The organism is Caulobacter sp. X, assembly GCF_002742635.1.
Taxonomy (GTDB): Bacteria; Pseudomonadota; Alphaproteobacteria; order Caulobacterales; family Caulobacteraceae; genus Caulobacter.
Map to the genome: position 1 here is coordinate 2,399,178 of NZ_PEGF01000001.1, position 16,865 is coordinate 2,416,042.

General features: G+C 69.0%; 15 protein-coding genes. 2 read left to right on the forward strand and 13 right to left on the reverse strand.

Annotated features, from left to right (window positions below; translation table 11 throughout):
* Positions 1–16: 16 nt before the first annotated feature.
* From CSW60_RS11125 to CSW60_RS11160, 8 genes are all read right to left on the reverse strand, one after another.
* The gene (locus tag CSW60_RS11125; RefSeq protein WP_099537297.1) at positions 17–961 is read right to left on the reverse strand and encodes a PhoH family protein; all 945 of its coding nucleotides are present in this window, start codon (positions 959–961) and stop codon (positions 17–19) included.
* On the reverse strand, positions 958–2,304 hold the full coding sequence (gene miaB / locus CSW60_RS11130) for a tRNA (N6-isopentenyl adenosine(37)-C2)-methylthiotransferase MiaB (protein ID WP_099537298.1): 1,347 nt from the start codon (positions 2,302–2,304) through the stop codon (positions 958–960). Before miaB ends, CSW60_RS11125 begins: the two co-directional genes overlap by 4 nt.
* Positions 2,305–2,471: 167 nt before the next feature.
* On the reverse strand, positions 2,472–2,879 hold the full coding sequence (locus CSW60_RS11135; RefSeq protein ID WP_013077224.1) for a Fur family transcriptional regulator: 408 nt from the start codon (positions 2,877–2,879) through the stop codon (positions 2,472–2,474).
* A 44-nt stretch (positions 2,880–2,923) separates the two neighbouring features.
* Entirely contained in the window at positions 2,924–3,376 is a 453-nt protein-coding gene (gene rimI, locus CSW60_RS11140) for a ribosomal protein S18-alanine N-acetyltransferase (protein ID WP_099537299.1), read from the reverse strand.
* A 5-nt stretch (positions 3,377–3,381) separates the two neighbouring features.
* On the reverse strand, positions 3,382–4,017 hold the full coding sequence (tsaB, locus tag CSW60_RS11145) for a tRNA (adenosine(37)-N6)-threonylcarbamoyltransferase complex dimerization subunit type 1 TsaB (protein ID WP_099537300.1): 636 nt from the start codon (positions 4,015–4,017) through the stop codon (positions 3,382–3,384).
* 3 nt (positions 4,018–4,020) lie between these two features.
* Positions 4,021–4,656 carry a DUF1131 family protein gene (locus tag CSW60_RS11150; RefSeq protein WP_099537301.1) on the reverse strand — a complete coding sequence of 212 codons (636 nt, stop codon included), beginning with the start codon at positions 4,654–4,656 and terminating at the stop codon, positions 4,021–4,023.
* A gap of 163 nt (positions 4,657–4,819) precedes the next feature.
* A complete protein-coding gene (locus CSW60_RS11155; RefSeq protein ID WP_099537302.1) occupies positions 4,820–5,407 on the reverse strand; it encodes a malonic semialdehyde reductase in 588 nt (195 codons plus the stop codon).
* 76 nt (positions 5,408–5,483) lie between these two features.
* Positions 5,484–6,056 carry a NifU family protein gene (locus CSW60_RS11160; RefSeq protein WP_099537303.1) on the reverse strand — a complete coding sequence of 191 codons (573 nt, stop codon included), beginning with the start codon at positions 6,054–6,056 and terminating at the stop codon, positions 5,484–5,486.
* A gap of 120 nt (positions 6,057–6,176) precedes the next feature.
* Between CSW60_RS11160 and CSW60_RS11165 the strand changes: the two genes are divergently transcribed.
* Positions 6,177–7,445: a cytochrome P450 gene (locus tag CSW60_RS11165; protein WP_099537304.1), complete on the forward strand. Its 1,269-nt coding sequence runs from the start codon at positions 6,177–6,179 to the stop codon at positions 7,443–7,445.
* Between the two features lie 77 nt (positions 7,446–7,522).
* Here CSW60_RS11165 and trpS read toward each other — a convergent pair whose 3' ends face one another.
* The 3 genes from trpS to murJ form a co-directional block, all read right to left on the reverse strand.
* Positions 7,523–8,557, reverse strand: a complete 1,035-nt coding sequence (trpS, locus tag CSW60_RS11170) for a tryptophan--tRNA ligase (RefSeq protein WP_099537305.1) — start codon at positions 8,555–8,557, stop codon at positions 7,523–7,525.
* 96 nt (positions 8,558–8,653) lie between these two features.
* The gene (locus tag CSW60_RS23125) at positions 8,654–8,701 is read right to left on the reverse strand and encodes a hypothetical protein (protein WP_143324172.1); all 48 of its coding nucleotides are present in this window, start codon (positions 8,699–8,701) and stop codon (positions 8,654–8,656) included.
* Positions 8,702–8,733: 32 nt separating this feature from the next.
* The gene (gene murJ, locus CSW60_RS11175) at positions 8,734–10,365 is read right to left on the reverse strand and encodes a murein biosynthesis integral membrane protein MurJ (protein WP_099537306.1); all 1,632 of its coding nucleotides are present in this window, start codon (positions 10,363–10,365) and stop codon (positions 8,734–8,736) included.
* A gap of 233 nt (positions 10,366–10,598) precedes the next feature.
* Here murJ and CSW60_RS11180 point away from each other — a divergent pair, with 233 nt between their 5' ends.
* Positions 10,599–11,207: a thioredoxin domain-containing protein gene (locus CSW60_RS11180; protein WP_099537307.1), complete on the forward strand. Its 609-nt coding sequence runs from the start codon at positions 10,599–10,601 to the stop codon at positions 11,205–11,207.
* Positions 11,208–11,216: 9 nt separating this feature from the next.
* Here CSW60_RS11180 and CSW60_RS11185 read toward each other — a convergent pair whose 3' ends face one another.
* Both CSW60_RS11185 and mutS read right to left on the reverse strand, forming a co-directional pair.
* Entirely contained in the window at positions 11,217–14,039 is a 2,823-nt protein-coding gene (locus CSW60_RS11185; RefSeq protein ID WP_099537308.1) for a [protein-PII] uridylyltransferase, read from the reverse strand.
* A 21-nt stretch (positions 14,040–14,060) separates the two neighbouring features.
* Positions 14,061–16,775: a DNA mismatch repair protein MutS gene (mutS, locus tag CSW60_RS11190; RefSeq protein WP_099537309.1), complete on the reverse strand. Its 2,715-nt coding sequence runs from the start codon at positions 16,773–16,775 to the stop codon at positions 14,061–14,063.
* Positions 16,776–16,865 lie beyond the last annotated feature (90 nt).

Sequence of the window (16,865 nt, forward strand, 5' to 3'; positions counted from 1 at the left end):
CTACGGTGATGGTCATTTAGCGCGGTGTATTCTGCGCCGCGTCCGCGTCATAGGCCTTTACGATCCGCTCGACGAGCGGATGGCGCACGACGTCGGCCGAGGTGAAGCGCGAGACGGCGACGCCCTCGACCCCTTCAAGGATCGAGACGGCGTGGGCGAGACCGGAGTCGCGAGGGTTCAGCAAATCAACCTGCGTCGGGTCGCCGGTGACGACCATCCGCGCGCCTTCGCCCAGACGCGTCAGCACCATCTTCATCTGCAGGCGCGAGCAGTTCTGGGCCTCGTCGACGATGACGAAGGCGTGGCTCAGCGTGCGGCCGCGCATGAAGGCGATCGGGGCGACCTCGATCTCCAGCTTCTCGCGACGCCGCCGCAGCTGGTCGGCGCCCATGATGTCGGTCAGGGCCTCCCAGACCGGGGCCATGTAGGGGTCGACCTTCTCGTTCAGGTCCCCCGGCAGGAAGCCCAGCTTCTCGCCGGCCTCGACGGCGGGACGGGTGACGATCAGCCGGTCGACCTCGCCGCGCAGCAGCATCCCCGCGCCGTGGGCCACGGCCAGGAAGGTCTTGCCGGTGCCGGCGGGACCCAGACCAAAGCTCAGCGGATGGCTGGCCATGGCCTCCATGTAGCGGGCCTGACCCTTGGTCTTGGGCGAGACATTGCCCTTGCGCACAGCGCGAGGCGAGGCCTGGCCGCCGGCCTGCTGAGCAACGCCCAGGGCGATACGCACATCGGCCTCGACCACTTCCTCGCCGGCGTCGGCGCGGTGGGCCAGGGCCTCGAGCACCCGCTTGGCGCCCGTGCGACCGCGCGCGTCTCCGGTGATGGTGACGCCGCCGCCCGGCGTTTCGATCAACACCTTGAAGGCGTCCTCGATCAGGGCGGCGTGGCGGCCGGACGGACCGGAGACGGCGTGGACGGCGTCATCCGACAGCGGCAGGAACTCAGGCGTACGGCTCAAGCGGTCTCCAGGACAGGGTCGAGCGCCCCGCCCAAGCTCATCTTGGCGGCGCTCTCGATACGGACGGGAACGATCTTCCCGATGAGTTGTTCGCCGCCCTCGCAATGGACGGCCTGCAGATAGGGGCTGCGGCCCACGATCTGGCCCGGGTGGCGGCCGGGCTTCTCGAACAGCACCGGCAGCACCTTGCCGACCTGGGCGGCGTTGAAGGCGCGCTGCTGGTCGTCCAGCAGCTGGTTCAGACGCTCCAGGCGCTCGGCCTTGACCTCTTCCTCGACCTGGCCGGGCATGGCCGAGGCCGGCGTGCCCGGGCGGCGCGAATATTTGAACGAGAAGGCGCTGGCGAAGCCGACCTCGCGGACGAGATCCAGGGTCTTCTCGAAGTCGCCGTCCCGCTCGCCGGGGAAGCCGACGATGAAGTCGCCGCTCATGGCGATGTCCGGCCGCGCGGCGCGGATACGCTCGATCAAGCGGACGTAGCTCTCGGCCGTGTGGTCGCGGTTCATGGCCTTGAGGATCTTGTCGCTACCCGCCTGCACCGGCAGGTGCAGATAGGGCATCAGCTCCGGCAGCTCGCCGTGCGCCTCGATCAAGTCGTCGCCCATGTCGCGCGGGTGGCTGGTCGTGTAGCGGATGCGGTCCAGGCCATCGATCTTGGCCAGCTGGCGCACCAGCTTGGCCAGAGTCTGGCCGTCGCCGTCATAAGCGTTGACGTTCTGCCCCAGCAGGGTGACCTCGCGCACGCCCTGGCCGGCCAGACGCTTGGCCTCCTCGACGATGTCGTTCACCGGCCGCGACCATTCGCCGCCGCGCGTATAGGGCACCACGCAGAAGGTGCAGAACTTGTCGCAGCCCTCCTGCACGGTCAGGAACGCCGTGACCCCGGTCACGTGGCGCTCGGCCGGCAGGGCGTCGAACTTCTCGTCGGCGGCGAAGTCGGCGGCCAGGCGCTCGCCGGTCGCGCGGTGGGCGCGGGCGATCAGCTCGGGCAGCTGGTGATAGGCCTGGGGACCTACGACCAGATCGACCGCCTTCTGGCGATGCATGATCTCCTTGCCCTCGGCCTGGGCGACGCAGCCGGCCACGGCGATGGTCATGCGGCCGCCAGCCTCGGCCTTCCGGTCCTTCATCTGCTTGATGTAGCCGAGCTCGGAATAGACCTTCTCGGTGGCCTTCTCGCGGATGTGGCAGGTGTTCAGCACCACGAGGTCGGCGCCTTCCGGATCATCGACGACGCCATAGCCCAGCGGGCGCAGGACATCGGCCATGCGCTCGCTGTCATAGACGTTCATCTGACAGCCGTAGGTCTTGATAAAGAGGCGCTTTTGCGGGGTCTCGCTCATCCGGCGAGGTTATGGGGTCGAGAGGCCCGTTCCGCAAGGGCGGGTTCCTCCCCCGCAATGCGGGGGAGGTGGCCCAAAGGGCCGGAGGGGGCTAGCTCGGCCTAGTCGGCGCTCGCCCCCTCAGTCACTCCGTGACAGCTCCCCCGCATCGCGGGGGAGCATCTGGATCACTCCTCCAGCGGCACCCCGTAGAGCTCGAGCCGGTGATCCACCAGCTTGTAGCCGAGCTTGCGGGCGATGGCGTTCTGAAGGGCCTCGATCTCCTCGTCCACGAACTCGACGACCTTGCCGGTCTTCATGTCGATCAGGTGGTCGTGGTGATGGGTTGGGGTCTCTTCATAGCGCGAACGGCCGTCGCGGAAGTCGTGGCGCTCGATAATGCCGCTCTCCTCGAACAGGCGCACGGTGCGATAGACCGTGGCGATCGAGATGTGCGGATCGATGGCGTGGGCGCGGCGGTGCAGCTCCTCGACATCGGGATGGTCCTCGGCCGACGACAGCACGCGCGCGATCACGCGGCGCTGGTCCGTCATGCGCATGCCCTTTTCGATGCAGGCCTTTTCGAGTCGATCCAAGGCGGAGCCTCCGTCTGAGTCGGCGCAAGATAGGCAATCAGCCCTTAAGTGTTAAGCGCCCGGCGCATGACCACCGCGTCCTTGGCGCCATCCGGATGGGGATAATAGCCTTTCCGCAGGCCGACCTTGGTGAAACGGGTCGCCTGATAGAGCGCGATCGCGGCGGTGTTGTCGACCGCGACCTCCAGGAACAGCGCCTCGGCGCCGGTTTCTGAAGCGACGCCGGCGGCGACCTCGACCAGGGCCGCGCCCCAGCCCCGGCGGCGGGCGGCGGGATCCACCGCGATGGTCAGGATCTCGGCCTCGCCCGCGATCGAGCGGCACAGGATGAAACCCTTGGCCTCCGCCGGCTCGCCCGCTTCGCCCAGCACGGCGAAGACGCCCGGCGATTTCAGGAGTTCTTCGAATTCCAGCGCCGTCCAGGGCCGGTCGAAGGCCTTGTCGTGCAGGTCGGCGAGATCGAACGAGGCTTCGGCCCCGACGGGTCGCAGGTTCATGACGCTCAAGCCGCCGGCAGAGTGGCGTAGGGCGCGCGCAGATAAAGCGGCCGGGGCGAATGCGTCGGCGCGGGCCGAGACGCGGCCAGCCTGGCGATCGCGACGGGGTCGGGCGCGGCGGGGGTAAGCAGCTTCGCGCCGCCCAGCACATCAGCCAACAACGGAGCGCCCGAGCCGACCAACGTCGCCGGGCCGCCCGAATAGAGCTCGGCCAGCCGCGCGGCGGCCTCTCCCAAGCCAAGGGCGTCCGGCGCCATCAAGGCCGCGCCGTCGGCGAAGACCTGGATGTAAACCTGTTCCATACGCGCATCGAGCACCGCCGCCACGAAGCCTTCGACACCGTAGGCCATGGCTTCCAGCGTGGTGACGCCGACACAGGGTATCGATAGCGCCGTCGCCAGGCCCTTGGCGAAGGCCAGGCCCACGCGCAGGCCGGTGAACGAGCCGGGACCGACGGTGACGCCGATCCGGTCAAGGTCGGTGAAGGCGACGCCCGCTTCGGCCGCCGCCTCACGGGCGATGACGCCGATCCGCTCCTGGTGGCCGCGGGTCATGGGCTCGCTGCGGGCGGCCAGCACGCGCTCGCCCTCGACGATGGCGACCGAACTGGCGCCGAGGCAGGTGTCGATCGACAGGATCATGGCTCAGGCCGCGCCGACCGCCGCGCCCTCTGCGGGACGCCAGACCAGGGCGTTCAGCTGACCCTTGGCCTTCAGCACGGCCTCGGGCGGCACGCCGCCCTTGGTCCAGCCGGGGACGCCGAAGACGTAGGACACCGCGGTCGCCTCGGGCCGAACGCAGATCACCTGGTTGATCTCGCGGCCCTGGCCGGCGCGACATTGCTCGACCGTGAAGTCCAGATCCGCCCACTTGGCCAGCAATTGCTCGCCCTTGGGGCCGCGGATGTCGCCGCCCGACGCCGCGACATAGGCGATCGCGCCTTCGTCGGTCTTGCCGACCTCGAGGAGCGGGGTGTTGTCCTGTTCGATATTGATGATCGGCTGGGCCGGGCCCTCGCCGAAATGCAGGAAGGCCTGCTCGACCTTGGCCTTGGGGAACAGCGCCTTCAGGGTCGGCAGATCAAAGGCGGTCGCCTGGGCGATCGGACCGACCCCGTCCTTGGTCACGGAGAGCGGACCGCCGGCATAGGGCGCCACCGCGACCGCCACCGGCGCCTTGGCGGCGGACTTCGCCGTCGAGGCGGTCTCGTCCTTCTTGGCCGGACCGCAGGCGGTCAGCAGGATGAGCGGCAGGGCAAGGAGGGCGTCGCGGAGGGTCATGACCCTCCTTCTAGCCAATGTGCGTCACATGCACAAAACAAGCGTGCCATCCCCGCCGCGGCGAACGGAGAGCCGGGACCCAGGGGCAACCGCGGTGAACCTGGTCCTGGCCCCCCCCCCCGACGACCCCAAGGGCCGTCCGGGATGACGCTGTATTGTTTCGCTAGACGATCTTCGCCGCCTCATCAAAGTCGAGGCGCGGATTGCGGGGGAACAGGCCCTCGTCCGTGCCATAGCCGATCGAAGCGATGAAGTTGGACTTGATGTTCGTGCCGGCGAAGAAGGCCGCGTCCACGCCCGCGTTGTCGAAGCCCGACATCGGCCCGACATCCAGGCCCAGGGCCCGCGCGGCGAGGATCAGATAGCCGCCCTGCAGCGAGCTGTTGCGCAGCGCGCCCCACTCCTTGGCCACCGGATCGGGGAACCAGTCCTTGGCGCCCGGCGCGTGCGGAAACAGCTTGGGAAGCGTCTCCGGGAAGTCGAGGTCATAGCCGACGATAACCGTCACCGGCGCCTGCAGGATCTTCGCGCCGTTCGAGCCCGACGAGAGAGCCGCCAGCTTGGCCTTGGCCTCCGGGCTCGTGACGAACAGGAAGCGAGCCGGAGTCGAATTGGCGGCCGTCGGCCCGAACTTCACCAGGTCATACAGCTCGCGCAGCAGGCTCTCGGGGAGCGGATCGGTCTTCCAGCCGTTGCGCGTGCGCGCCTCGGTGAACAGTTGGGCGAGCGCGGGCGTGTCGAGCTTGGACATCAGCGATCCTCAAGAAGACAATTTGCAACTTCTATAGTTACAATATGAGCTTCCGAGGCGCGGCGCAAGCAGGCGATCAACCCAGCGTCTGCTCGACGCGGGTCACTTCCGGCACATAGTGCTTGAGCATGTTCTCGACGCCGGACTTCAAGGTCGCAGACGAGGACGGGCAGCCCGAGCAGGCGCCGCGCATGTGCAGCCAGACGACGCCGGTCTTGGGCTCGAAGCGCGAGAAGACGATGTCGCCGCCGTCTTGGGCCACGGCGGGGCGGATGCGGGTGTCGAGCAGCTCCTTGATCTCGGCGACGATCTGCGAGGTCTCCTCGTCATAGTCGCCTTCGTCGTGACCGCCCGCGGCTTCCGCGTCCAGCAGCAGGGGCCGGCCGCTGGTGAAGTGGTCCATGATCGCCGCCAGGATCGGCGCCTTCAGGTGCGGCCATTGGGCGTCCTCGCCCTTGGTCACCGTCAGAAAGTCAGGCCCGAAGAACACGCGGGTGACGTCGCCGAGGTCGAACAGAGCCTTGGCCAGGGGCGAGGCGTCGCCCTCCTCGGCCGTGCGGAACTCGCGCGCGCCTTCCCCCAGGACCTCGCGGCCAGGCAGGAACTTCAGCACCTCGGGGTTGGGCGTGGTTTCGGTCTGAATGAACATGAGCCTGAAATGGACCTCGCGGCCTCGTGACGCAAGACCGGCCCGCCCGCCAATAAAGAAAGTGACACAGGCGTCATTTTCTGGCGTGATGCGCAGAACAATGATCTTCGGGAGGATCAGATGAGCGACGGTTCGGTGGACCTGAAGGAAGCCGCGCGAGCGAGGGCCTACGCCACGCCGCTGGAAGAGATGCACGTGGCCGACCCGGCCCTGTTCCAGGCCGACGCCATGTGGCCCTATTTCGAACGCCTGCGGAAAGAGGCGCCCGTCCACTATTCGAAGGGGGACGAGGAGACCGGACCCTACTGGTCGATCACCCGCTACAACGACATCATGACGGTGGACACGACCCACCAGGTGTTCTCGTCCGACGCGCACCTCGGCGGCATCACGATCCGGAACTTCGACGAGGACTTCGTCCTGCCGATGTTCATCGCCATGGACCCGCCCAAGCACGACATCCAGCGCAAGACGGTCAGCCCGATCGTTTCGCCGCAGAATCTGGCCAAGCTGGAAGGGATCATTCGCGAACGGGTGCAGGGCATCCTCGACAGCTTGCCGATCAATGAGCCGTTCGACTGGGTCGACCGCGTCTCGATCGAGCTGACCACCCAGATGCTGGCGACCCTGTTCGACTTCCCTTGGGAAGAGCGTCGCAAGCTGACCCGCTGGTCGGACGTCGCCACCGCCTCGCCCGAGAGCGGCATCGTCGAAAGCGAGGAGGCCCGCCGGGCCGAACTGCTGGAGTGCCTCTCCTATTTCACCAATCTGTGGAACGAGCGGGTCAACCAGACCGAGCCCGGCAGCGACCTGATCTCGATGCTGGCCCACGGCGAGGCCACGCGCGACATGCCGCCGATGGAGTATCTGGGCAATGTCATCCTGCTGATCGTCGGCGGCAACGACACAACCCGCAACTCGATCACCGGCGGCCTCTACGCCCTGAGCAAGAACCCGCAGGAAGAGGCCAAGCTGCGCGCCGATCCCAGCCTGATCCCGAACATGGTCTCGGAGATCATCCGCTGGCAGACGCCGCTGGCCCACATGCGCCGCACGGCGCTGGAGGACTACGAGCTCGCCGGCCAGACCATCAAGAAGGGCGACAAGGTCGTCATGTGGTACGTCTCGGGCAACCGCGACGACACGGTGATCGAGGACGCCGACAAGTTCATCATCGACCGCCCCGGCGCCCGTCGCCACCTGTCGTTCGGCTTCGGCATCCACCGTTGCGTCGGCAACCGCCTGGCCGAGATGCAGCTGCGCATCGTCTGGGAGGAGACCCTCAAGCGCTTCCCCAGGATCGAGGTGCTGGAAGAGCCCAAGCGGGTCTACTCGACCTTCGTGAAGGGCTATGAGCGGATGATGGTTCGGATCCCGGAACGGATCTGATCCCCTGCGACGACCATGAAAAAGCCCCGCGCCAGACCTCTGGCGCGGGGCTTTCCTTTTAGCCTCGGCGTGGCGGCTTACGCCCCCCAGAAGCCGACCAGCTTCTTGACCTCGGCCAGGGTCGGGGCGGCGGCTTCGCGGGCCTTTTCCGCGCCCTTGGCCAGGATGGCGTCCAGCACCGCCGGATCGCCCAGCAGGCCGCGCATCTTCTCGCCGACCGGCGACAGCTTCTCGACCGCCAGCTCGGCCAGGGCCGGCTTGAAGGTCCCGAAGCCCTTGCCGGCGTACTCGGCCAGCACCTCGGCCTTGGTCTTGCCGGCCAGGGCCGCGAAGATGCCGACCAGGTTGTCGGCCTCGGCGCGAGCGGCCAGCTCCTCGATCGTCTCCGGCAGCGGTTCCGGATCGGTGCGGGCCTTCTTGATCTTGGCGGCGATCGCGTCGGCGTCGTCGGTCAGGTTGATCCGCGAATAGTCCGAAGGATCGGACTTGCTCATCTTGGCCGAACCGTCGCGCAGGCTCATGACCCGCGCGCCCGGCCCCTGGATCAGGGGCTCGGGCAGCGGGAAGTAGCCCGGCGCATTGAAGTCGTGGTTGAACTTGCCGGCGATGTCGCGGGTCAGCTCCAGGTGCTGCTTCTGGTCCTCGCCGACCGGCACGTGGGTCGCCTTGTAGACCAGGATGTCGGCCGCCTGCAGCACCGGATAGGTGTAGAGGCCCACCGAGCTGCGCTCCTTGTGCTTGCCGCTCTTCTCCTTGAACTGGGTCATGCGGTCGAGCCAGCCGAGGCGGGCGACGCACTGGAAGATCCAGGCCAGGTCGGCGTGCTCGCGCACCGCCGACTGCGGGAAGATCGTCGCCTTGTCGGGATCCAGGCCCGAGGCGATGTAGGCCGCCGCGATCTCGCGGGTCTGCTGGGCCAGGGCCGCCGGGTCCTGCCAGACGGTGATGGCGTGCAGGTCGGCCACGAAGATGAAGGTGTCGATCTCGTGCTGCAGGCGGGTGAACTTCACCAGCGCGCCGAGATAGTTGCCCAGATGCAGGGCGCCGGAGGGCTGGACGCCCGAAAGCACGCGCGAGGGGCCCGTATAGGCGACGGGAGCTTGGTCGGTCATGGCTCTAAGCCTTGCTGTCGAATGCGAGAAGGATGGCGGGCGCGCGGAGGCGCGAACCGCGCGCCAAACCCGAAAAGGAGGGCGCGGGGATCAGGGTCAGTGGGAGCCGCGCCATCGCGGCGCGAGGAGACCGATCGGAGCCATGGCCCGCTGGTTAGCGCCCTCGCCCGCATGGATCAAGCCTTGCCCCTCCTTAAGGCCGCCTTCAGCTCGGCCGGCTTGACCCCGCCGAACAGGAACAGCAGCGGCGGATAGACCGCCACGCCGGCCAAGCAGGTGAGCGCGAGGGCGAACTCCTTGGCGCCGATCGCGTGGCCGGTCAGGCCCAGGCTCCGCAGCGGCGCCTCGATCAGGTCGCGATAGTGCGAGGCCGCCGCCATCAGCGCGCCCATGCCCAGGCTGGCCAGCAGGATGCGCGACAGGCGCGACCAGGTCTGGGCCGAGGGGCCGTAGTGGCCTTTGCGACCCAGAACCACCGCCATCTGGGCGACATTGGTCCACGAGGCCACCGCGGTGGCGGCGGCGATGCCCTTCACGCCGATCAGATTGAACAGCAGGACGCCCAAGCCGATGTTCACCGCCACCGAGACCAGGGCGAAACGCATCGGGCTCTTGGTGTCGCCGCGCGCGAAGAAGGCCCGCGAATAGAGCTGCTGCAGCACGAAGGCCGGCGTGCCCAGGCCGTAGAAGAACAGCGCCGCCGCCGTCTGGCTGGCGTCGAAGGCCGTGAACTGGCCCCGGGTGTAGAGGCCGTCCGACAGGAAGCCCGGCATGGCGACCAAGGCCGCGGCCGCCGGCAGCGTCAGGGCCATGGCGAGGGTGATGCCCTGGTCCATGGCGCTCTGCGCGTCCTCGCGATCGCCGGAGTTCACCGCCCGCGACAGGCGCGGCAGCAGGGCGACGCCGATGGCCACGCCCACCAGGCCCAGCGGGAGCTGGTAAAGGCGATCGGCCGTCGCCAGCCAGGTCCGGCCGCCGGGCACGTGGCTGGCCAGGTTCCCGGAGATGAAGATGTTGACCTGGGTGGCGCTGGCCGCCAGGGCGCCGGGAATGGCCTTGCCGATCAGCTCGCGCACCTCCGGCGTCAGGCGCGGCAGCCGCCAGTGGACCTTGGCGCCGGACTTGTTGACGCCCCAGGTCAGCAGGGCCGCTTGCGCCACGCCGGCTGCGACCACGCCGATCGAGCCCCAGCGGGCCGCGTCGATCGCGGTGTTCTGCGGCAGGATGAAGGCCAGGGTGAAGATGTTCAGCAGGATCGGCGCGCCGGCCGACAGGATGAAGCGGTCGCGGGCGTTCAGCACGCCCGACAGGTGCGCCACGATCGCCATGCACGGCAGGTAGGGCATGGTGATCTGGGTCAGCAGCACCGCCAGCTTGTACTTCTCGGTGCCCCAGCCAAAGCCCGGGCTGATCAGCATCATCAACCACGGCATGGCCAGCTGGCAGACGACGGTGATGACGATGGTCGAGGCCGCAAGGGTCGCCATGGCGTCGGCGGCCAGGATGTCGGCGGTCTCCTCGCCGTCGCGCTGCAGCGACTTGGCGTAGGCGGGCACGAAGGCCGCGGCGAAGGCGCCCTCCGCGAAGAAGCGGCGAAACAGGTTCGGGAACGCCAGGGCGGCGTTGTAGGCGTCGGCCGCCGGCGTGGCGCTGGCGCCCATCCGGTACGAGACGGCCAGATCGCGCGCGAAGCCCATGAACCGGCTGACCAGGGTCAGGCCCGAATAGATCGCCGAGGACTTCAGCAGACCGCCCTTCTTGGGGGCTTTTGGCTGTTCGGCGGGGGCGGGATTGGCGGCGTCGGTCACGAGCGGCTTCTGGGCGTTTGGGGGGAAGGCGTCAAGGGCGGCGGCCCAATCCTCCCCCTCGCGGGGGAGGTGTCCGCGAAGCGGACGGAGGGGGAAGTCCTGCTGATCTTGTCCCTCCCCCCTCCGGCCTTCGGCCGCTTCCCCCACAGGGGGAGGATTGCCGTGGCGGATGTTGACCCCGCGCGCGATCCTCCTTTTGATGGCGCGCAGTTAAACCAAAGGTTCGAAACTCGATGCGCCGTCTCGCCCTCGCCGCCGCCCTGCTCGCCAGCCTGGCCCTGTCCGCCTGCAACAAGACGCCCGCGCCGGGCGCTCTGGCCGACGACATGAGCCTGGGGAACAAGGACGCCAAGGTCACGGTGGTCGAGTACGCCTCGGTCGGCTGCCCGGTCTGCGCCAAGTGGCAGTCGGAGGTCTATCCGGCTTTCAAGGCCAAATATATCGACACCGGCAAGGTGCATTACGTGTTCCGCGAGATGCTGGTCGGCCAGGGTCCGGAGCTGACGATCGCCACGGCAGGTTTTCTGACGGCCCGCTGCGCCGGCAAGGACAAGTACTTCCCGGTCGTCGACGCGGTGTTCGCCAGCCAGCCGGGCGTGTTCGACACCCCCCGCGAGACCCTGCTCGAGATCGCCAAGTCGTCGGGCATGACCGAGGACCAGTTCACCAAGTGCGTGACCGACGAGGCCCAGCTGAAGGCTCTGAACGAACGGGTCGAGCGCAACGCCCGGGATCATGGCGTCGACGCCACCCCGACCTTCGAGATCAACGGCCGCAAGATGGAGCCGGGCTATCACTCGCTGGCCGAGATCGACGCGGCGATCGAAGCCGCCGGCAAGTAGGCTGGCGCCCTAGCGCGCCACGCTGGCTCGGGCGCGGCGCAGGCCCGGCCGGGCGGCGGGCGCGCCGGCCTCGTTCTGCTCCAGCGCGTCCAGCAGGCCGACCTTCAGCGCATTGATCCGGCGCGTGTCGGTGACCTTCTGGCCGTCCGCCGTCTGGACATAGAAGGCGTCGACCGCCCGTTCGCCATAGCCGTCGATATGGGCCGACTGGATCGACAGCCCGCTGTCGGCCAGGCTCTTGGCCAAGGCGTGCAGCAGGCCGGGACGGTCGCGGCCCGAGGCCTCGACCACGGTCGCGTCGTCCGAGGCCTCGTTGTCGACCGTGACGCTGGGCGCGATGGCGAAGGCCGCGGCGCGTGACTGGTCGGCGCCGCGACGCGGCTCGACCGTCATGGGCTCACCCCGGCCGGCGGCTTCCAGCGCGTCGGCCAGACGGCGTAGGGCGCGCGGGTTCTCGCAGCCCAGCGGCGCGCCAGTGGCGTCCTGCACATAGAAGACGTCCAGAGCCTGGCCCTGGCGAGACGTGAAGACGCGAGCGCCCACCACGTTGCCGCCCAGCGACGAGATGGTCAGGGCGAGGTCCGCGAACAGGCCCTGGCGGTCCTTGGCCGCCACGACGATCTCGGAGGCGTTGTGGCCCGAGCGCACCCGCCCCTCGGCCGCCGCGCCGCCCTGAGCGGCCGCCCGACGCGCCAGGATGGCGTGCTCAAGCAGGTCGTCCTGCGAGAAGGCGCTGAAATAGGCGTTCTCCATCGCCGCGACCCAGCTTCTGGCGTCGGGGTCGGCCTCCAGCAGCGCCGCGCGCGCCGTCTCGGCCGCGGCCTCCTGGTGACGCTGGACATTGGCGGCGGCGTCGCTGCCGCGACCGCCCCGGAACACCGCCTCGGTGGCGTTGTAGAGCTCGCGCAGCAGCTGGCCCTTCCAGCCGTTCCAGACCCCCGGCCCCACGGCGCGGATGTCGGCGACGGTGATGACCAGCAGCAGGCGCAGGCGCTCGGGGTTCTCGACGATGCGCGCGAAGGCGGCGACGGTGCCGGGGTCGGAGACGTCGCGCTTCTGGGCGAAGTCGCTCATGACGAGATGGTTCTCGACCAGCCAGGCGACCAGCTCGACCTTGCTGCGCTCGACGCCCAGGCGTTCGCAGGCGCTGCGGGCCGAGCGGGCGCCGGCCTTTTCCTGCCCGCCCACCCCGCCCTTGCCGGTGTCGTGCAGCAGCATGGCCAGGAACAGGGCCTCGCGGTCCTCGATCAGCGGCATGATCGAGACGGCCAGCGGGTGGTCGTCGGCCAGGCGTCCGGCGGCGATGTCGCCGATGATGCCGACCGCCCGCAGGGTGTGCTCGTCCACCGTGTACGAGTGGTACATGTTGAACTGCATCTGGGCGACGACGCGGCCAAACTCCGGGATGAACCGGCCCAAAACGCCGGCGTCGTTCATCAGGGTCAGGGTGCGGTAGCTGCGCTTGCCGCGCGCCAAGAGGTCCAGGAAAGCGCGACACGCCTCGGGATCACGGCGGACCTTCGAGGTGATCAGGTGCAGGCCGCGCGTCACCGCCGTGAAGGCGTCGGGATGCAAATCGAGGTCGCGCTCGTCGGCGATCTTGAACAGCCGGATCAGATTGACCGGATCGGCCTCGAAGATCTCGGGCCCCTCGATGTTCAGGCGGCCGTTGTCCTCGAAGAAGCCCTTGACCTCCAAGGCTTTCCGCTTGGGCTTGGCCCCGGGCAGGAAGCGGGAAATGCCCTTGGGCTCGTGCTTGAAGTGCTCGGCCTCCAGCTTGGCCGAGAAGGCGCGGGTCAGGGCCCCGACCTCCTTGGCGATCAGGAAGTAGCGGCGCATGAACCGCTCGACCGCCGGGGCGTCGCCCCGGTCGCCATAGCCCATGCGGCGGGCGATCTCGGGCTGCAGGTCGAAGGTCAGGCGCTCTTCCGGGCGACCGGTCGTGAAGTGCAGGTGGGCGCGCACCGCGTGCAGGAAATCGAAGGCGCGGATGAAGGCCTTGGTCTCGCGGGTCGAGAACACCTCCAGCTTGAAGACGTCCTCGGGTCGGTCGACCGGATGCAGGTACTCGGCGATCCACATCAGGGTGTGGAGGTCGCGCAGGCCGCCCTTCCCTTCCTTGACGTTGGGCTCGACCATGTAGCGGCTGGCGCCGGCGCGGGCCTGGCGGTCGTCACGCTCCTTCAGCTTGGCGGCGACGAACTGGGCGCCCGTGCCCTTCATCACCTCGTCGCGGAAGCGGCGCTTCAGATCCTCGGCCAGGCGCTCGTCGCCGGTCAGGCGGCGGGCCTCCAGGATCGAGGTGCGGATCGTGTAGTCTTCCTTCGAGAGGCGCACGCACTCCTCGATCGTGCGCGAGGCGTGGCCGACCTTGAAGCCGAGATCCCACAGCGCATAGAGCATGTACTCGATCACGCTCTCGGCGTGCGGCGTCTGCTTGTAGGGCCGCAGGAAGAGAAGATCGATGTCGCTGAACGGCGCCAGGGTGCCTCGGCCGTAGCCGCCCACCGCCATCAGGCACAGGCGCTCGCCCTCGGTCGGGTTGCGGGCCCGAAAGATGTGCACCGTCGTGAAGTCGTAGAGCGCGGTGATCACCTCGTCGGTGACCCCACTGAGCAGCCGCGCTGTCTCGACGCCGCTGGCGCCGTTCTCCAGCCGCTCCTTGGCGATCATCCGGCCGCGAAACAACGCCTGCTTGAGGATCTCGATGGCGCGGGCCCGCTGCTCGGTCTCGTTGCCGATCGAGTCGAGGGCGGCGGCCGAGAGGCGCGCCCGAAGGGCGTGACCGTCGACGACGTGTTCCAGGCGGGTGGGGCGAAGGCGACGGGGCATGTTGGTTATATGGTTTACCCGCTAGGCCTTGAGCAGACCCTTAAGACGATAAAGCGCCTCCAAGGCCTCGCGCGGGCTCATGCCGTCAACATCGAGGTCCTCCAGCGTGGTCTCGACCGCGCTGGGCGCCGCCTTGGCGGGCGCCCCCATGGACGTCGAGGCGACGGCCTGGCTCATGGCGAACAGCGGCAGGTCGTCCAGCTTGGCCGGCGACTGGTCCTTGGTCTCCAGGCGGTCCAGCACCTCGCGGGCGCGGGCCACGACCGGCATCGGCACGCCGGCCAGCTTGGCGACCTGGACGCCGTAGGAGCGGTCGGCCGGGCCCGACACCGCCTCGTGCAGGAAGACGAGATCGCCGTTCCATTCCTTGGCGCGCAAGCTGAGGTTCGAGACAAAGCTCATCCGCTCCTCCAGCGTCGCCAGCTCGTGATAGTGGGTGGCGAACAGGGCCCGGCAGCGATTGACGTCGTGCAGGGCCTCGGCGCAGGCCCAGGCGATGGCCAGACCATCGTAGGTCGCCGTGCCCCGGCCGATCTCGTCCAGGATCACCAGGCTGCGCGGCCCGGCCTGGGTCAGGATGGCGGCGGTCTCGACCATCTCCATCATGAAGGTCGAGCGGCCGCGCGCCAAATCATCGCCCGCGCCGACGCGGCTGAACAGGCGATCGACCACACCCAGTCGGAAGCTGGCGGCCGGCACATAGCAGCCCGACTGCGCCAGGATCGCCAGCAGGGCGTTCTGGCGCAGGAAGGTCGACTTACCGGCCATGTTCGGGCCGGTGACGATCGACAGGCGCGGGCCGCCCTCGCCCGAAGCATCGAGGCAGCAGTCGTTGGGCGTGTAGGGCTCGCCGGCGCGCTTGACGGCCGCCTCGACCACCGGGTGGCGGGCGCCCTTGGCGTCAAAGGCGTAGGAGCGGTCGACGATGGGCCGCACCGCGCCGGCGTCCTCGGCCCATTCGGCGAGCGCCGAAGCGACGTCGATCCGCGCCAAGGCCTCGGCGGCGATCTGGATGGCGTCGGCGTGCATCCGCGCCTGCTCGCGCCAGTCCTCGAAGGCGGCGACTTCCATCGCCAACGCCCGCTCGGCGGCCTGGGCGATGCGGGCGTCGAGATCGGCCAGCTCCACCGTGGTGAAGCGCACCTGATTGGCCAGGGTCTGGCGGTGGATGAAGATGGCATTCAGCGGGGGTTGAAAGAGCGGGTCGGCCTTGCCGGCCGTCGCCTCGACGAAATAGCCGAGCACGCCGTTGTGGCGGATCTTCAGCGGCACGCCGCTTTCCGCCATCAGCTGGGCCTCCATGGCGACGATGACCTTGCGGCTGTCATCGCGCAGGGTGCGGGCCTGGTCGAGCTCGGGCCGCACGCCCGCCGCCACGAAGCCGCCGTCGCGGGCCAGGGCCGGCAGGTCGGGGCCGAGGCCCTGCTCCAGGGTGTTCAGGAACTGCGAGAGGCCCTCGTGCAGCGACGGGGTCAGGGCCTTGAAGGCGTGTTCCAGCTCGAACGGCGGCGGCGACAGAGGGTCGGGCGAGCCGCCCGCCATCCCGGCCAGGCGCTCGCCGACCTTCAGGGTGTCGCGGATGCAGCCGAGGTCGCGCGGGCCGCCACGGCCGAGGGCGAGACGGGAGAGCGCGCGGGCCATGTCGCCGGCGCCCTTCAGCACCTCGCGCAGGCGCTGGCGCAGCTGGCGGTGCTCGACGAACCATTCGACGGCGTCCAGGCGCTGGTCGATGGCGGCGGGGTCCAGCAGCGGACGCGCCAGGCGCGAGGCCAGCATCCGCGCGCCGCCGGCGGTGACGGTGCGGTCGATGGCGGCCAGCAGCGAGCCGTTGCGGTCGCCGGTCTGGGTGCGGTCGATCTCGAGGCTGCCGCGGGTGGCCGGGTCGATGGCCATGACATCGGCGTCGGCCGCGCGGCGCGGCGCGCGCAGGGCCGGCAGCTTGCCGGCCTGGGTCATCTCCAGATGGGCGGCGATCAGGCCCAGCGCGCCGATCTCGGCCGGCGACAGGCCGCCAAAGCCGTCCAGGGTCTCGACGCCGTACAGGCGCTTCACGCGGGTCTCGGAGGCCTGCGGCTCGGACAGGGCCGAAGGCATTGGCTGCACCAGGCCGCCGCAGATCTTCAAGGTCTGTGAGAGGCTGTCGTCGGACAGCAGGCGGTCGGCGACCAGGGTCTCGGACGGCGCGAGCGCCGCCAGGATCGGCGCGACGGCCTCCTTGGTCAGGGCGAAGACCTCGACCTCGCCGGTGGAGAGCTCGACGGACGCCACGGCCGCCTGCCCCGCGCGCATGGCGACGGCCGCCAGGCGGTTGGCGCCGCGAGCGTCCAGCAGGCCGTCCTCGGTCAGGGTGCCGGGCGTCACCACCCGGACAATGTCTCGGCGGACCACCGACTTGGAGCCGCGCTTCTTGGCCTCGGCGGGGTCTTCCATCTGCTCGCAGACGGCGACCTTGAAGCCCATGCGGATCAGCTTGGACAGATAGGCCTCTGCCGCGTGCTGCGGCACGCCCGCCATCGGGATCGGCTGGCCGTTGTGCGTGCCCCGGAAGGTCTGGCTGATGCCGAGGGCGGCGGCGGCCTTGTAGGCGTCGTCGAAGAACAGCTCGTAGAAGTCGCCCATGCGGAAGAAGATCAGCGCATCGGGCTGGCGCGCCTTCATCTCGAAGAATTGAGCCATCACCGGCGTCGCGCCGGTGGGGTCGAGCGTGGCGGCAGGAGGAGAGGCGTGGGCGTTCATCGCCCGGGAAACTACAGAGCGTCGCGACTCCCGTTAAGGGGCGGCGTTAAGGTTTTCCGGGGACGGAGGGCCCAAAAATCGGGGACGTCG

What these genes read in the sequence shown, in the direction of transcription:
- miaB (WP_099537298.1), bottom strand. Translation starts at nt 2,304, where the DNA reads ATGAGCGAGACCCCGCAAAAGCGCCTCTTTATCAAGACCTACGGCTGT.
- rimI (WP_099537299.1), bottom strand. Translation starts at nt 3,376, where the DNA reads ATGAACCTGCGACCCGTCGGGGCCGAAGCCTCGTTCGATCTCGCCGAC.
- tsaB (WP_099537300.1), bottom strand. Translation starts at nt 4,017, where the DNA reads ATGATCCTGTCGATCGACACCTGCCTCGGCGCCAGTTCGGTCGCCATC.
- CSW60_RS11150 (WP_099537301.1), bottom strand. Translation starts at nt 4,656, where the DNA reads ATGACCCTCCGCGACGCCCTCCTTGCCCTGCCGCTCATCCTGCTGACC.
- CSW60_RS11155 (WP_099537302.1), bottom strand. Translation starts at nt 5,407, where the DNA reads ATGTCCAAGCTCGACACGCCCGCGCTCGCCCAACTGTTCACCGAGGCG.
- CSW60_RS11160 (WP_099537303.1), bottom strand. Translation starts at nt 6,056, where the DNA reads ATGTTCATTCAGACCGAAACCACGCCCAACCCCGAGGTGCTGAAGTTC.
- CSW60_RS11165 (WP_099537304.1), top strand. Translation starts at nt 6,177, where the DNA reads ATGAGCGACGGTTCGGTGGACCTGAAGGAAGCCGCGCGAGCGAGGGCC.
- trpS (WP_099537305.1), bottom strand. Translation starts at nt 8,557, where the DNA reads ATGACCGACCAAGCTCCCGTCGCCTATACGGGCCCCTCGCGCGTGCTT.
- CSW60_RS11180 (WP_099537307.1), top strand. Translation starts at nt 10,599, where the DNA reads ATGCGCCGTCTCGCCCTCGCCGCCGCCCTGCTCGCCAGCCTGGCCCTG.
- CSW60_RS11185 (WP_099537308.1), bottom strand. Translation starts at nt 14,039, where the DNA reads ATGCCCCGTCGCCTTCGCCCCACCCGCCTGGAACACGTCGTCGACGGT.
- mutS (WP_099537309.1), bottom strand. Translation starts at nt 16,775, where the DNA reads ATGAACGCCCACGCCTCTCCTCCTGCCGCCACGCTCGACCCCACCGGC.